General features: G+C 70.9%; 11 protein-coding genes and 1 tRNA gene. 6 read left to right on the forward strand and 6 right to left on the reverse strand.

Annotation, left to right across the window (positions count from 1 at the left end):
- Positions 1 to 216: 216 nt before the first annotated feature.
- Both ACFT9I_RS05310 and ACFT9I_RS05315 read right to left on the reverse strand, forming a co-directional pair.
- Positions 217 to 2,793 (reverse strand): ABC transporter permease, encoded by a 2,577-nt coding sequence (locus tag ACFT9I_RS05310; protein ID WP_382561000.1) that lies wholly within the window; start codon positions 2,791 to 2,793, stop codon positions 217 to 219.
- Entirely contained in the window at positions 2,790 to 3,578 is a 789-nt protein-coding gene (locus tag ACFT9I_RS05315; protein ID WP_382561002.1) for an ABC transporter ATP-binding protein, read from the reverse strand. Before ACFT9I_RS05315 ends, ACFT9I_RS05310 begins: the two co-directional genes overlap by 4 nt.
- Positions 3,579 to 4,148: 570 nt before the next feature.
- Here ACFT9I_RS05315 and ACFT9I_RS05320 point away from each other — a divergent pair.
- The gene (locus ACFT9I_RS05320) at positions 4,149 to 5,780 is read left to right on the forward strand and encodes an MDR family MFS transporter (RefSeq protein WP_382561003.1); all 1,632 of its coding nucleotides are present in this window, start codon (positions 4,149 to 4,151) and stop codon (positions 5,778 to 5,780) included.
- A gap of 13 nt (positions 5,781 to 5,793) precedes the next feature.
- Here the strand turns inward: ACFT9I_RS05320 and ACFT9I_RS05325 are convergent, their stop codons facing one another.
- From ACFT9I_RS05325 to ACFT9I_RS05335, 3 genes are all read right to left on the reverse strand, one after another.
- Positions 5,794 to 6,690, reverse strand: a complete 897-nt coding sequence (locus tag ACFT9I_RS05325; RefSeq protein WP_382561005.1) for a cellulose-binding protein — start codon at positions 6,688 to 6,690, stop codon at positions 5,794 to 5,796.
- Positions 6,691 to 6,962: 272 nt separating this feature from the next.
- Complete coding sequence (locus tag ACFT9I_RS05330) at positions 6,963 to 9,488, reverse strand: SUKH-4 family immunity protein (RefSeq protein WP_382561007.1); 2,526 nt, start codon at positions 9,486 to 9,488, stop codon at positions 6,963 to 6,965.
- A 5-nt stretch (positions 9,489 to 9,493) separates the two neighbouring features.
- The gene (locus ACFT9I_RS05335; RefSeq protein ID WP_382561009.1) at positions 9,494 to 10,471 is read right to left on the reverse strand and encodes an SMI1/KNR4 family protein; all 978 of its coding nucleotides are present in this window, start codon (positions 10,469 to 10,471) and stop codon (positions 9,494 to 9,496) included.
- A gap of 453 nt (positions 10,472 to 10,924) precedes the next feature.
- Here ACFT9I_RS05335 and ACFT9I_RS05340 point away from each other — a divergent pair, with 453 nt between their 5' ends.
- Both ACFT9I_RS05340 and ACFT9I_RS05345 read left to right on the forward strand, forming a co-directional pair.
- Entirely contained in the window at positions 10,925 to 11,386 is a 462-nt protein-coding gene (locus ACFT9I_RS05340) for a YwqJ-related putative deaminase (protein ID WP_382561243.1), read from the forward strand.
- 8 nt (positions 11,387 to 11,394) lie between these two features.
- Entirely contained in the window at positions 11,395 to 11,883 is a 489-nt protein-coding gene (locus ACFT9I_RS05345) for an SUKH-3 domain-containing protein (RefSeq protein WP_382561010.1), read from the forward strand.
- Between the two features lie 25 nt (positions 11,884 to 11,908).
- Here ACFT9I_RS05345 and ACFT9I_RS05350 read toward each other — a convergent pair whose 3' ends face one another.
- The gene (locus ACFT9I_RS05350) at positions 11,909 to 13,255 is read right to left on the reverse strand and encodes a sensor histidine kinase (RefSeq protein WP_382561012.1); all 1,347 of its coding nucleotides are present in this window, start codon (positions 13,253 to 13,255) and stop codon (positions 11,909 to 11,911) included.
- Positions 13,256 to 13,412: 157 nt separating this feature from the next.
- On the opposite strand from ACFT9I_RS05350, the gene ACFT9I_RS05355 reads away from it, so the two are divergent.
- From ACFT9I_RS05355 to glmU, 3 genes are all read left to right on the forward strand, one after another.
- Positions 13,413 to 14,282 (forward strand): hypothetical protein, encoded by an 870-nt coding sequence (locus ACFT9I_RS05355; RefSeq protein WP_382561014.1) that lies wholly within the window; start codon positions 13,413 to 13,415, stop codon positions 14,280 to 14,282.
- A gap of 7 nt (positions 14,283 to 14,289) precedes the next feature.
- Positions 14,290 to 14,362 (forward strand) — tRNA-Gln (locus tag ACFT9I_RS05360).
- A 118-nt stretch (positions 14,363 to 14,480) separates the two neighbouring features.
- Positions 14,481 to 15,929, forward strand: coding sequence for a bifunctional UDP-N-acetylglucosamine diphosphorylase/glucosamine-1-phosphate N-acetyltransferase GlmU (gene glmU / locus ACFT9I_RS05365; protein WP_382561016.1), 1,449 nt, complete (start codon positions 14,481 to 14,483; stop codon positions 15,927 to 15,929).
- The last annotated feature ends 49 nt before the right edge of the window (positions 15,930 to 15,978 follow it).

Consider the following 15,978-nt stretch of genomic DNA (forward strand, 5'->3'; position numbering starts at 1 on the left):
GTGGGACGACGATGACAGCGGGTGTCTCGAAATGGGGGGCCGAGGCTTGTCAGCTTGCTGCATCTACGCGCGCAGCTTGTTGTCAGCACCTCCCTGACCAGGAACAACAAATTCCGCTCCGGTGAGCGTGGAGGACGCCCACCGGAGCCGAATTCACCTACGTTGGCCGACTATTGGCCATCCTCAGGGGCCTGGCCCCTGACCGGCGGACAGGACCTAATCCGTGGCGATCGCGTTCAGGACGTTCATCCGGCCGGCCCGGAAGGCCGGGACGAGCGCGGCGAACAGTCCCACGAAGGCCGAGGCCACGAACACCCCGATGATGGTCGGCCACGGGATCTCCAGGACCCCCAGCCCCTCCAGAGCGAGGAGTTGCTGTGCCGCCGTGCCCCAGCCCATGCCCAGACCGAGGCCGAGCAGTGCTCCGAAGAGGGCGATGACCACCGACTCCAGGCGGATCATGCGGCGCAGTTGACGGCGCGACAGGCCGATGGCCCGCAGCAGTCCGATCTCCCTGGTCCGCTCGACGACCGACAGCGCGAGGGTGTTCACCACTCCCAGCACCGCGACGATGATCGCCAGTCCGAGCAGGCCGTAGACGATGTTGAGCAACTGGCCGATCTGGTCCTTCAGATCCTGCTTGAAGTCCGTCTGGTCCTGGACCTTGTACTGCGGGTACGCCGCGAGCGAGTCCTTCAGCGCCGCGTACGCCTGCTTCTCCTTGCCGTCCTCGGCCGCCGCGAACATGATCACGTTCTTCGGCATCTTCTCCGCCGGCAGATACCGCGCGGCGGTCGCTATGGACATGTACTTGGCGTCCTTGTCCACCGACACGTCGTCCGACGTGATCGCCGCGACCTTCAGCTCGGCGCTCTCACCGCCCTTGAACGCGACGGTCAGCTCGTCCCCGACCTTGACGCCGTGCTCCTTGGCGAAGATGTCGCCGACGGACATCGAGTCCTTGGCATACGCGGCGGACAGCTCACCGGCGACGACCTCGCGGCGCAGGTCCTGCGCGTACGTCGAGTCGGCGGCCGTCAGGTCCTCGTCGGCGGTCTTCCCGTCGGGCGTGGTCACCTTGGCCTCGACACTCTTGTACTCGGTGACGTGCGCGATGTCCGGAACCTTCTCCAGCGCCTTCTGGGCCTGCGGCACGATCGGCTGACCGGTGTCGGACTGGATGATGAAGTCCGCGCCGACCGTCTTGTCCAGCTCGTCCGTCGCCGAGGCGACCATCGACGAACCGACCACCGACAGGCACGCCACCAGGGCCAGGCCGATCATCAGGGCCGCGCCCGTGGCTCCCGTACGCCGTGGGTTCCGCAGCGCGTTCCGCTCGGCCATCCGGCCGACGGAACCGAAGACCCGCAGCACGACCGCGCTCAGGATCTTGACGAAGAAACCGGCGAGCAGCGGGCCGATGACGACGAAGCCGATGAGGGTGAACACCACGCCCAGGCCGAGGAACAGGGAGCCCTCGCTCGCTTTCTCGGCCCCTGTGGAGACGAGGAGCGCGGCGACGCCACCGGCGGTGAGGAGCAGGCCGATCGCGCCCCGGATCAGTCCGGCGCGGCCGTCGGCCGGCGTACCGGCGTCACGCAGCGCCGCCATCGGCGAGATCTTCCCGGCCCTGCGGGCCGGTATGTACGCGGCGAGGACGGTGACGATCACCCCGAGCGCCAGCCCGATCGCGGGGGTCGTCCACTTCACGGTGAGGTCCTGGGTGGACAGCTCCATGCCCATGGACGACATCAGTTTCATCAGGCCGACGGCCAGTCCGACGCCCGCGGCGACACCGGCGACGGAGCCGACGATGCCGAGCAGGACGGCCTCCAGCAGCACCGAGCGGTTGACCTGCTTGCGGCTGGACCCGATGGCCCGCATCAGGCCGATCTCCCGGGTCCGCTGGGCGACCAGCATGGAGAAGGTGTTGACGATCAGGAAGATGCCGACGAGGAAGGCGATCCCGGCGAAGCCGAGCATCGCGTACTTCATCACGTCGAGGAACGAGCCGACGCTGTCCCTGCTCGAATCCGCCATCTCCTTCTGTGTCTGGAGCTTGTACGTGCCCCCGAGCGACCCGGCGAGGTCCGCCTTCAACTGGGCGTCGCTCACCCCCTGGTCGGCCACGACGTTGATCTGCGTGAACAGACCGGTCTCACCGAGGAGTCCGCGCTGGGCGGTCTCGGTGTCGAAGTAGACGATGGCGGCACCGGGGTTGGTCACCTTGAAGGTGGCGATACCGGCGATCTTCGCCTTGAGGTCTCCCGTGACCACGATGGTGCGCAGCTCGTCGCCGAGCTTCAGGCCGTGCTTGTCGGCGGTGTCGGCGTCGATCATGACCTCGGTGGGACCGCGCGGCGCGTGCCCGGAGGTGATCTCCATCGACTTGAGGTCGTTGTCGGTCCAGTTGCCCGCGATCGTCGGGGCGCCGCTGGACGCTCCCACGTTCTTGTTCTCGGCGTCGACGACCGTGACACTCATGCTGCTGACGGCGCCCTCGGCGGACTTCACGCCCGGCGACTTCTCGACGCGGCCGACGACGGAGGCCGGCAGCGATTCGGGCTTGCCGGTCTGTGACGGCGCCTCGTCGGCCGCCGCCGCACCCTTGGGGCTGACGGTGACGTCGGAGGACGTCGCGGCGAAGAGCTTGTCGAAGGTGGTGTTCATGGTGTCGGTGAAGACGAGCGTCCCGGAGACGAACGCCACCGACAGCAGGACGGCGACGGCGGAGAGCGCCATACGTCCCTTGTGCGCGAGGAAGTTGCGCAGCGAGGTCTTGACGACGGTCACGACGTCCGCCCCCGCGCGTCGAAGTTCTTCATGCGGTCGAGGACCTGCTCGGCGGTCGGGTTGTACATCTCGTCCACGATCCGGCCGTCGGCGAGATACAGCACCCGGTCCGCGTAGGACGCGGCGACCGGGTCGTGCGTGACCATGACCATGGTCTGCCCCAGCTCGTCCACGGACCTGCGCAGGAAGCTCAGCACCTCGGCGCCGGCCCGCGAGTCCAGGTTTCCGGTCGGCTCGTCGCCGAAGATGATCTCGGGCTGGGCGGCGAGCGCGCGGGCGACGGCCACGCGCTGCTGCTGACCGCCGGACAGCTGGGTGGGCCGGTGCTTGAGCCGGCCGGCGAGACCGACGGTCTCCACGACCCGGTGGAGCCACTGCTTGTCGGGCTTGCGGCCCGCTATGTCCATGGGCAGCGTGATGTTCTCCAGGGCGTTGAGCGTCGGCAGCAGGTTGTAGGCCTGGAAGATGAAGCCGATCCGGTCCCTGCGCAGCTGCGTGAGCTTCTTGTCCTTGAGCTTCGTGATCTCGGTCTCGTCGAGGTAGATCTCCCCCGAGGACACGGTGTCGAGCCCGGCCAGGCAGTGCATCAGCGTCGACTTGCCGGAGCCCGACGGGCCCATGATCGCGGTGAACTGCCCGCGGGCGACGTCCACATCGACATGGTCGAGCGCGACGATCCGGGTCTCCCCGGAGCCGTAGGCCTTGACGACCTGCCGCGCTCGCGCGGCGACGGCCAAACGCCCTCCCGTGCCCCCGTGCTTGGGGATGGTTACAGCCGTTGTCACGGTAAGTCTCCTAAGTCCGTTGATATTCAGGCGTCATGAGGCCCGGTGCGCGCCTCGCGCCGTGTGTCGGTGTGGTGGTGATGCGATGGTCGTGCGGCGTTGATGCGGTGCTCGTGCGGTGGCGATGCGATGCGGTGCGATCCGGTGTGCGGCGTGGGGGCCTGGCCGGTTCTGACTTGATTCTGCGCGCCCGAGGCCCCCGGCGCGCTGGGGAAAAGCGCAGACTTCCCCTGTGGTTTTCCGCAGGATTTCCGGGGGCTAGCCCCCCCTCGGGCCCTGTCCCCCCTCGGGGCCCGCCCCCCTCGGGCCCCGTTCCCCCTCACCCACCGGCCCCCCGACCGGCCCCCCTGCGGTGTAAGACCAACTTAAAGAACAGGCCCCCCTCTTCTCCTCCTCCAGCGGGACGAACCGGCCCTGGCCGGAAGTAGGGAGAACCACCTAAGGGCTCTCCACCCTCAGGTGGAGCGCGTCTGAGGGTTCGTCTCCGGGAGGGAACCCCGCACCCTGCCGCGGCGAGAGGGTCAAGTGAGATGGTGTCCCAGGGAAATACCTGCATAGGGAAGGGATCCTGTGACCGCCATACCCGAGCCCCGCCGCGGTCCCGTCGTCGCCGCCCTGATGCTCGGCATGGCGCTGGCCGCGCTGGACGGCACGATCCTCTCCACCGCCGTCCCGCAGATCGTCGGAGACCTCGGCGGTTTCTCCGTCTTCTCCTGGCTCTTCTCCGGCTATCTGCTCGCCGCGACGGTCACGCTCCCGCTGTACGGAAAACTCTCCGACACCTTCGGCCGCAAGCCCGTGCTGATCGCGGGCATCATCCTCTTCCTCATCGGCTCGGTCCTCTGCGCCACCGCGTGGAACATGGGGTCCCTGATCGCGTTCCGCGTCGTCCAGGGCCTCGGGGGCGGCGCGATCCAGGGCACGGTGCAGACCATCGCCGCCGACCTCTACCCGCTGAAGGAACGCCCCAAGATCCAGGCCAAGCTCTCCACCGTCTGGGCCACGTCCTCCATCGCGGGACCCGCGCTCGGCGGACTGCTCGCGGGCTACGCGGACTGGCGCTGGATCTTCGTGATCAATCTGCCGGTGGGCGCGCTCGCGCTCTACCTCACCGTCCGCCACCTCCACGAACCCGGCCGCACACGCGACCGCGAGACCCGGGCCGCCGCCCGTACGAAACGGGGCCCGGGAACCGGCGCCCCACCTCGTCCCCGTGTCGACTGGGCCGGCGCGCTCGCCGTCTTCGCCACCGGCACGCTCCTGGTCACCGCCCTCGTCCAAGGCGGAGTCGCCTGGCCCTGGCTCTCCGCCCCCTCGCTCGCGCTCCTCGCCGGCACCGCGCTCCTCGCCGTCGTGACGTTCCTCGTCGAACGGCGCGCGGCCGAGCCGATCATCCCCGGCTGGGTCTGGCGCCGCCGCCCCATCGCCGCCGTCAACCTCGCGCTCGGCGCGCTCGGGCTGCTGATGATCGCCCCGACCGTCTTCCTGCCGACGTACGCCCAGTCCGTTCTCGGCCTCGGCCCGATAGCCGCCGGCTTCGTCCTCTCCGCGATGACCCTGACCTGGCCCATCAGCGCGGCCCTCAGCGACCGCGTCTACAACCGCATCGGCTTCCGCCGTACCGCGATCACCGGTATGTCCTTCGCACTGCTGGTCCTGCTGGCCTTCCCCCTGCTGCCCTTCCCCGGCCAGGCATGGCAGCCTGCGCTGCTGATGCTGGTGCTCGGCGCCGGGCTCGGACTGTTCCAACTCCCGCTGATCATCGCCGTACAGGGGTCGGTCGGCTGGTCGGAGCGCGGTACGGCGACCGCGTCGATCCTCTTCTGCCGACAGCTCGGCCAGAGCGTGGGCGCCGCGCTCTTCGGGGCGCTGGCCAACGGCGTCCTCACCAACAAGCTCGCCGACGCGCCCGGCACCGGCCTCCCGGGCGACCTCGACTCCGTGGCACACGCCCTGGACGACCCGGCGGCCCTCACCGACCGCGCGGCCGATTTCCTGCGCCGCGCGGTGGACTCGGCGGTCGACTCCGTCTTCCTGGGGGCGGCGCTGGCCGCCGCGCTCTGCCTGCTGGTGCTGCTCTTCGTGGCACCGCGCCGCTTCCCCGTCCACCAGGACCCGGCACCTGACCCGGACCCCGCCCCTGCCCCGACCCCGGCCGCGCGGCCCCACAAGGCGACCGACCCCGCGACGGACACCTCCTGAAGAGGCCGGGAGCCTAGCTCTCCGCCTCCGCGGGCGCCCGGCCCGTGAGTGCCGCCAGGCTGTTGCGGACATGCGTCATCCGCGCCTGCACCTCCTCACGGACCTCGGTGTGCTCCCGCAGGATCCGCTCCGTCTCCCGTACCGTCCGCTCCTCGGCCGCCCGCGCCTGCCCGACCAGCTCCTCCGCGCGCGCCGCCGCGTCCTCCTGAAGATGCCGGGCGTGCTCCTCCGCCTCCGCGAAGGCACGCTTCGCGTCAGCGAGTTGCGCGTCCGAGCGGGTCGCCAGCTCCGACTGGTACGCCTCCGCCTGCGCCTCACGGTCCGTGAACTCCCGCGTCGTCGCGGCCAGTCGCTCCGCGTGCTCCCGCGACAGCTCGGTGAGCAACGCCTCCGTACGCTGCCGGATCTCGTCGAAGCGGGCCAGCGCCGCGCCCCGTACCTCCTCGGCGTCCCGGCGCGCGGCCGTCCGCTGCTCGTCGGCCGCGCCCTGCGCGCCCTCTTCGGTCCGCGTCGCGTACGCGTCCGCGTCGGCCGCCGCCGCCTCCGCGTGCGCCCGTGCCGCCTCGCGCGTACGGCGGACCGCCTCGCCCGCCTCGTCGTACGCCGCCTGCACGTCCTCCCGCGCGGTCGTACGCGCCCCGTCCGCCTCCTCGGCGACCAGAGCCAGGATCTTCCGGGCGCGCTCGCCCAGTGAGTCGTACGTCTGCGGCGGCAGCGCCTCGACCTGCTGCCGCAGCAGCTCCGCCTCCAACTGAAGACGCTCGGCGAGAGCGGCCAGCCGCTGCTCCTGCGCCTCGGCGTCCTCGCGGTCCCTCGACAGCTCCGTGACCCGCCGGTCGACCTGCTCGGGGCGGTAACCACGGCCCCGGGCGGGGTCGAAGCCGTGAGCCGATGCCCGTGCAGCAGCCATTCCTGAAGCCTCTCTCCGACCTACGGTGACGAGACAGGCGTCCCTACGAAACGCCCCACCCGTCCATCCTGCTCAAGGATGCGGCATTTGACGCCGGGCGCCTGATTCCGCTTCCGTACAGATGACGCGGCCGACGCGTTCAAGCCATCTCCGTCCGTCGCCCGACCCGGGCGCGGGAACGGGCGAGGCGCCCACCGTGATCCACGGGGGCGCCTCTTGAGCGTCTGTACGTGGCGGATCTCACCGCCCCGTCAGCACCTGTACGGCCGTCGTCAGAGCAGCCCGTCCCACATCTGCTCCAGCAGCACCGACCACCAGCTCTCCGGCGACGACAGCGCCGCCGGATCGATCGCGGCGAGCTGCGCCTGGAAGTCGACGGTCCAGCGGCCGGCCTGTTCCGGATCGAGGCCGAAACGCAGTCGCCACATGCGGCCGAGCAGCGCCATCGAGCGCGTGAACTCCGGCAGCCCGGTGTTCACGAACTGCGGCGGGATCGTCTGACCGCCCGGACCCGTCTCGACCGACACGGCCATGATGTGCGCCGTGCCGTACTGGACACAGATCGCCCGGCCGAAGTCACTGCCCATCACCAGATACGACCCCGCGTCCGCCGCGGGCTGCACCTGCCGCTGCGCGGCCAGCTCGGCCAGCGTCGGCACCACCGGCTGTGCGGGCTGCGCCCAGAAGAACGGGCCGAAATCGCCCGGCAGGCCCGCCCACACGAGCGTGCGCGCCACGATCTCCGGTACGCCCTGACGGGACACCGCCCGCTGGTCGAAGCGGCAGATGCCCTGCGGGCCGAACGCGCCCGCCAGCTCCTGCGCGATGGCCTCCGGCGGGACCGGCTGCGCGGGCGGCACCTGCGGCAGCGGAGCGCGTACCGGCGCCGGACGCGCCGGACCGTCCGCGACCTGGTGCAACTCGCCCTGATGGGTGAGCAGATGCTGCATGCCCTGCTGACGACTGGAGTGGTCCCTGCCGTACGGGGCGACGCTGGTGATCCGCACCTGCGGCCAGGTCTCACGGATCATCCGCGCGCAGTAACCGCCGGGCAGCTCGCAGGACTCCAGCTCGGTGTGGAGTTCCAGCACCTGCTGCGGCGGCACGTTCATGGCGCGCAGCTCGTGCAGGAACTGCCACTCGGGGTGCGGGGTGCCGGGCGCCGAGCGGCGGATGAGCTGCGCCTCGGAGCCGTCGGGCGCGCGGTAGCGCAGCACGGCCTGGTAGCCGGGGCCGACCGTCGGCAGGCCGGTGGGCTGCTGCGGATAGCCGTACGTGCCGGGCGGGGCGCCGGGAGGCGCACCGGGCGGGCCGGGCGGGCCCGGCGGACGCGTGCCGGGGACACCGGGCGGCGGACCCGGTACGGCACCGGGACCGGGACCGGCCAGCATCGTCGCCGCGTGGTGGACACCGCCGGGGGGAGGCGAACCGGGGGCGCCAGGGGCACCGGGCGGGCCCGGCGGCATGCCGGGAGCACCCGGCTGGCCGCCCTGGCTCGGATCCGCGAACATCGTCGCCGCATGGTGCACACCACCGGACGGAGGCCCACCCGGGGCACCGGGCGGGCCGGGAGGACCCGGCGGCATCCCAGGAGCACCGGGCGCGCCGGGGGGACCCGGCGGCCGGGGGCCGGCCGACGGCGGGGCCTGACCGCCCTGGCTCGGATCCGCGAACATCGTCGCCGCGTGATGCACACCACCGGACGGAGGCCCACCCGGGCCTCCCGGCGCACCCGGCGGGCCGGGAGGCTGCGGGCCGCCCGAACCGAGGTGCGGGGCGAACTGCGTCGGCTGGTAACCACCGGCCGGAGCGCCGGGAGCACCCGGACCGGACGGCTGGGCGCCGGCGGCGCCGGGCACACCGGGAGGACCGGGCGGTCCCGGAACCCCCGGCACACCGGGAGCACCGGGCGGCGGCGGAGCCGAAGCACCGCCACGCGCGCCGCGCGGCGGCGCCGTCGCCTTGCTCGTCGCCGCGTCGGCGATGTCACCGGGACCGGATCCAGGAGCGGGGGCGCCCGGCACACCGGGAGCCGAAGGTGCCGAGCCGAGCCCCGGGGCCACCGTCGTACGCGGCAGATGACTGCCGCCCGACATCAGCGCTGTCGGCGCCTCGGCCGCCAGACCGGGCGGCGGTGTGTCGTCGTCGTCCGCCCCGGACAGCGGCGGCGCGAAGACCGTCGCCGGAAGCCCCACGGAGACATCCTCACCGGCGGCGTTGGTATCCGTACCGGCCCAGGGCGTGGCCCCGGCCGGAGTACTGCTGCTCTGTGACGCCGAGGCCGACGGCGTGGCCGCCGACGCGGGAGCGGGAGCGGGAGCGGGCACGGAAGCACCCTGCCCGTATCCACCGCCTCCCAAGGAGCCCGAACCGGAACTCGATCCCGAAGCCCCCGCACCCGAAGCGCCGGAACCCTGCGCCCCCGGAACACCCATCCGGTCCGCCGCGTCCTGCAACCACTCCGGCGGCGTCAACAGGAAGGACGTCTGATTCAGATCGATACGCTGCGGGGCCCCCGGCGGCTCCTGGGCCTGCGCCTGCGACCCGTACTCCTCCTCGTACCGCCGGATCACCTCACCCACCGGCAGCCCCGGCCACAGCGTCGCCTCACCGCTGTCCCTCGCGATCACCAGCCGCTGCAGCCCGCCGTCCGACCTCGGACCCTCAGCCCGGTCCTCCGCCCACACCACGAACCCCAGCTCGAACTCCCGCACCCGCACCTCACGGTGCTGATACGCGGGCACGTCGCCGTTGACCCACTCGTCCGCGCGTTCCTGCGCCTGAGCGAATGTCACCATCGCGCTCACCCCTCCACCGGGACGGCGCGGGCGAAGCCGCCGTCCACCATCAGGTTCGCCACCGTGTCCAGCTCCGGCGGATTGCCCGCCAGCCTCATAAGGAAGGCGTCGAAGTCCTCGCCACAGGGCAGCAGCAGGCGCTCCACCCGCTCCTGCACGCTCCAGCCGTCGCGGTCGCGTGCGTCGTCGTACGCGCAGAACCAGACCGAACCGGCCTGCTCGCCCCGCACCTTCACCGCCAGAATGCCGCCCTGGACGAACGCCACACCCAGATAGTCCTTGGTCAGATGGTCCCGCAGACACTTGTTGGCGTACAACAGGTCGTTGACCGCCGCCTCTTCACGCACCGTGAAGAACGGCTGGTCCACCAGCAGCCCCAACTCCGCGTCCAACGCAGCGCCCACCGGGGCGCAGCCGCCCGCCGCCTTCAAGAAGGTGCGGTACGCGCCGGGCAGCCGGTAACCGAGGTCCTCCTCCACACCGAGCAACTGCTGCTCGGTCACCGACACCGAGCCCTTCGGCAGCCCGAAGTGCACCGGCCTCGTCTCCTGAAGAGGACGCGTCCCGCGCTTGTCGTGATCCACCAGCGTCGTCGCCAGCCCGCCGTGATGGCGAAGCAGCGCCTTGACCTCCACCGGCACCAGCAGCAGCCGGCGCGATCCCGGCGCGTGGTGCCAGGTCCAGCCGTGCGGAGTGGCCACGGCGGGGATCGTGTCCCACAGTTCGTGGCCGTCGGCGTGCAGCGCGGCGTTGGCGGACACGTAGTCCGTCAGCCGCAGTTCGTCGACACCGAAGCCCTCGGGGGGCTCGGCGATCTCGGCGGCGGCACGCGCGTACGGCGAGAAGTCCGGGAAGCCGTTGCCGTCCACCGGCACACCCCTGGGGTGGCGGGACGCCCGGACCGGGTCCGGGAATTGCACGACCTGCCCGGCGTAAGCCGCGTTCGGTGGCGCGGCTTGCTGCCCGAGCCGACCTGTCGTCATGGCGGATGCCCCCTGCTGGCTTCTGACTGGTTCGACACAGCCTATGCGGTGGAGCAACAGGGGACGCCGCCCCTCCGCCCCGCCGCCGGCGCTCGCCGGGGCACCCGTTCGGGTACCGGTGACAACCGGTCACCCCAGGTCACGCAGCGACGACGCCACGCCCCGATACCGCCCCGGCTTCCCCACGACGTGTCACATTTGGCAGGCTGTCCCCCGCAACTCTGGGGATTGCGTGGGGATTGCGTAGGGAGGGACAGCGCTTTGCACACAGCACAACAGGACACATCGGGAGATCCCCGCCTCGGCTCGCCGGACCACCCGGGGAGACCGTCGGGGCGGCTCGCCACGGACAACGCCACGAACAGGGCCACGAACAGCACCGCGGACGGAACGGCCGGGCCCGCGGGCGGGACGACCGGCGGCACGACCGCCGGAACCTCCGGAGACCCGCGTCTGAGCTGGAGCAGCACCGAACCGCACCGCCCGCCCCCGCTCCGGCAGCGCCGCGACGGGATCCTGCCCGCCGTCGCCGCCGCGCTCTCCGTGCGTGGCGAAAATCTCACGTGCACCGCGGGCAAGGCCGACCAGCCGCCCGCCCTGCACCCCCTCGTACAGGACTTCCTGGACACCCTCACCAGCGGCCAGCGGGAACGATTCACCGGTCGCTGCCCCGAAGCCATCCTGCTCTCCCGGCACCTCACCGCCGTCGAGGGCGCCCGTTCCAAGCGGGCCCAGCGCAAGCCCCTCACCCATGGCGAGGCCCGCCGGTCCCTCAAGCACGGCAAACTCACCGCGCGCCGCATCCGCGAGGACGGCGACCCGCTCCACGGCAGTTACGCGCCGCCCTGCCGCTCCTGTTCGGCCATGCTCGCCCACTTCGGCGTACGCCCCGTCGACCCGACGCAGAACGGCTGACCGCCCCGATGCCCGACCTCACCACCACCCGCTTCCCCGTCGCCGTCGACGTCGCCCTGCGCGAGGCCGGCTGGCAGCCGGGCCGCTGGGACATGCGACAGGCCGAGGAATGGGCGGACACACTGCGCGCCCACATCACCCCGGCCGGACACGTGCACGCCGTGTTCGCGGCCGTCGTCGAGATCTGGGCGGAGTTCGGCGGGCTGACGGTGACCGGGCCCGGACCGGGGCGGCAGATCGCCCCGACGACCGTACGGTTCGACCCACTGGCCGGCATCCACCTCGCCCGTACCCTCGGCGACCTCGGACGCTCCCTGGACACGGAGATCAGCCCCATCGGCGAGGAGGGCGACAGCCAGGCCGTACTCGCCGTCGACGCGACAGGGCGCGTCTACTCCATCGACCACACCGGCGACTGGTATCTGGGCCCGCACATCGACCAGGCGCTGGCGGCCCTGGTGACAGGAGCCCAGCCGCAACGGCTCACGTCCGACTGAGAGCCGGACAGGCCCCGGACCGGACCTACGCGGCGTCCCGGTGCGGCAGCACCGCCGACACCCGGAAACCCCCCGCGTCCGTCTCCCCCGACACGAACACCCCGCCCAGCGCGTGCACCCGCTCCCGCATCCCCACCAGCCCGTTGCCACCACTGGGCAGCCCGGCGTCGGCCACGCCGTACGACGGGCCGTTCTCCACCTGCATCGCGACCTCGGCCTCCCGGTGCGCCAGGCGCACCATCACCTTCGACCCCGCCGCGTGCTTGTGCACATTCGTCAACGCCTCCTGCACCACCCGGTACGCGGTCTGCTCCACCTCCGGCGCGTACGCCCGCGACGCCCCCTGCACCGCCAGCTCCACCACCATCCCCGCGTCCCGCGACTGACCCACCAGCGACTCGATGTCGCCCATACCCGGCCCGGCCTCCGCGGCGGCCGAGGCAGCCGCCGCAGCGGCCGCGACACCCACCGAGGCCAACGGCACCGTGGAACGGCCCACGCCACCCCCCGGCGCCACGTCGGCCACCTTCCGCGCCGCCTGCTGCTCCCCGGCGCGCAGGACACCCAACATCTCCCGCAGCTCCGTCAGCGCCTGCCGCCCCATGTCCCCGACCAGCGCGGCGTTCTTCACGGCCTTCTGCGGATCCTTCAACGCCACCGCCTGCAACGCGGCGGCATGCACCACCATCAGACTCACCCGGTGCGCCACCACGTCGTGCATCTCACGCGCGATCCGCGTCCGCTCCTCCGTACGAGCCCACTCCGCCCGCTGCTCGGCCCGGTCCGCGAGCAGCGACAACTCCTGCTCCAGACTGTCGGCCCGCTCCCGCAGGCTCTCCATGAGCCGGCGCCTGGCCCCCACGTACAGACCCAGGAGCACCGGCGGCAACGAGATGCTCAGCGCCATGAAGACAGCGATCAGCGGGATGTACCAACGCGCGGAGTCGATGTCCACACCACTGACGTCCTGCCGCGTCCGTACGAAGACGACGATGAGCGTCCCCACGAGCGACATCCCGGCCAGCGCGCCGATGATGCGGCGGGGCGCGTCGGACGCGGCGAGCGTGTACAGCCCCACGATCCCGAGCAGCAGGCCCATCTCGGCCGGCGTGACAGCGACGGAGACGAGCACGACGGCCATCGGCAACCGCCGCCGCAACACCAGCACGGACCCGACCAGCACCCCGAAAACCACGCCGAGGGCCACCGGCAACTGGGCACTGCCCGCGAACCGGATCCCCTCGAACGCACACTCCAGGGCGGACGCACCGGCCAGCCCCACATCCAGCACGACGCTGCGCCGCCGTCTCCACCACCAGAACCCGCGGGTGGTCAATCCCTCGGCCTCCTCGTGTGCCCCCGTTGTGGTCATACCGTCCAGCCTACGGGCGCCCGCGACTCAATTTCCGGCGAGTGCGAACAGCACGCGAACAGGCCTTGCACAAGGGGAACGGACGTCGATCACACCATCCGGCGAACCGAGCACACATTCGAGCCGGACGTCCGCATTCCGGACGATGATCTCCTGCATGACAGGAATCAACAGCAAATACGCCGACTTCGAGGCACTCAGGGAACAGGCGGTGGCGCTGCGCCGGGAAGGCCTCAGCCGCCGCCAGATCCGCGACCGGATCCAGGTCGACAACAACGACATCCTGAACCGCCTGCTGGACGGCGAACCGGCCCCGCAATGGACGAAGCGCCCGAACGCGAAGGACGACCTGCGGGACAGGGCGCGGGAGCTACGGCTCCAGGGGCTCACGTACGACCAGATCCAGGTGGAGCTGGGGTGCTCGAAGGGTTCGATCTCGTTATGGGTGCGGGATCTGCCGAAGCCACCGAAGCGCACGCGCGAGGAGGCGTCGGCGATCGCCAAGCGCGGGTGGGCGGCGACGCTTCAGCGGCGCGAACGGGAGCGCCAGGAGACGAAAAGCGCGGCAGCCGAGAGCATCGGCACGATGTCGGACCGCGAGCTGTTCCTGCTGGGGGTCGGCCTGTACTGGGCGGAGGGAACGAAGGACAAGCCCCACGCACGGCGGGAACGGGTGGCATTCGTGAACAGCGACCCGGGGATGATCAGGATCTTCGTGGCTTGGCTGGACCTGCTCGAAGTCCCGAGACAGCAGCACAGGTACCGCGTGCTGATTCACGAGAACGCGGATGTCCGCAAGGCGGAGTGCTACTGGGCAGACCTCGTCCAGGCGAGTGTCGAGAGCTTCGGCAGGACGACGCTTAAGAAGCACAACCCGAAGACCATCCGCAAGAACACCGGTGAGGACTATCGCGGCTGTCTGGTCGTCCAGGTGCAGCAGAGTGCTGATCTTTACCGTCGCGTCGAGGGGTGGTGGTACGGCATAGTAGATGCCAGCGTTTCGGGCCGAGGTCTCTCAGGCCCCTGAGGCGCGGTCCGCCGTAGTGTAATCGGCAGCACGGCATCCTTTGGAGATGTTCGGTCTAGGTTCGAGTCCTAGCGGCGGAGCAAGCAAGTTCGGGTCCTGACCTCTCCGGTCAGGACCCGCCTTCGTTTCCTTCCCGAAACCCCCCGGTATCCTCCGGATGTCAAGCACCCCAAGCATCCGAAGCCGAAGGGCATTCCCGTGAGCGCCAATCGCCCGGCCGCCGTCGTCGTCCTCGCAGCGGGTGAGGGCACCCGCATGAAGTCGAAGACACCCAAGGTTCTGCATGAGATCTGCGGGCGCTCGCTCGTCGGTCATGTCGTCTCCGCCGCGCGGGAGCTGGAGCCCGAGCATCTCGTTGTCGTCGTCGGGCACGCCCGGGAGCTGGTCGAGGGGCATCTGGACGGGACGTACGCCGGTGTGCGTACCGCGTTCCAGGCCGAGCAGAACGGCACCGGACACGCCGTCCGGATGGCCGTCGAGGAGTTGGGGCAGGCCCCCCACGGGACCGTCGTCGTCGTGTGCGGGGACACCCCGCTGCTGGCCGGCTCGACGCTCGCCGCGCTCGCCGCGCAGCACGAGGAGGACGGCAACGCCGTCACCGTGCTGACCGCCGAGGTGCCGGACGCGACCGGGTACGGGCGCATCGTGCGGGACGAGGCGAGCGGGGCCGTCACCGGGATCGTGGAGCACAAGGACGCGACGGACGAGCAGCGCGCGGTGCGGGAGATCAACTCCGGGGTGTTCGCGTTCGACGGTCAGTTGCTCACGGACGCGCTCGCCAAGGTGCGTACGGACAACAGCCAGGGCGAGGAGTATCTGACCGACGTCCTCGGCATCCTGCGCGAGGCGGGGCACCGGGTCGGCGCCTCCGTCGCGGCCGACCACCGCGAGATCCTGGGCATCAACAACCGCGTCCAGCTGGCCGAGGCGCGCCGGCTGCTGAACGAGCGGCTGTTGGAGCGGGCGATGACCGCCGGTGTGACGGTGGTGGATCCGGGGTCGGTGCTGATCGATGTGACGGTGACGTACGAGCCGGACTCGATCGTGCATCCCGCGACGCAGCTGCTGGGTTCGACGCATCTGTCGGAGGGCGCCGAGGTGGGCCCCAACTCGCGTCTGACGGACACCTTCGTGGGCGTGGGCGCCCGTGTCGACAACACGGTGGCCATCGACGCGGAGGTGGGCGAGGGGGCCTCGGTGGGCCCGTTCGCGTACTTGCGTCCCGGTACGAAGCTCGGCGTGAAGTCGAAGGCCGGGACGTTCGTGGAGATGAAGAAGGCGACGATCGGCGCCGGTTCGAAGGTGCCGCATCTGAGTTACGTGGGTGACGCGACGATCGGTGAGCAGACGAACATCGGTGCCGCGAGCGTGTTCGTGAACTACGACGGTGAGTCGAAGCACCACACGACGATCGGTTCACACTGCAAGACAGGTTCAGACAACATGTTTGTGGCGCCTGTCACTGTCGGGGACGGTGCTTACACCGCTGCGGGGTCGGTCATCACGAAGGACGTCCCGTCGGGTTCGCTGGCCGTCGCGCGGGGCCAGCAAAGGAATATCGAGGGTTGGGTGGCCCGTAAGCGGCCGGGCAGTGCCGCCGCGCAGGCCGCCGCCGCCGCGGCCGAGGAGCTGGCGCTCGAAAGCTGACCGGAAACAGGCGCCTCGTGCAGCGCGTACCGTGATAGATGCTCACGTT

Origin of the sequence: Streptomyces sp. NPDC057137 (assembly GCF_042670825.1) — a bacterium.
In the GTDB taxonomy this organism is placed as follows: Bacteria; Actinomycetota; Actinomycetes; order Streptomycetales; family Streptomycetaceae; genus Streptomyces.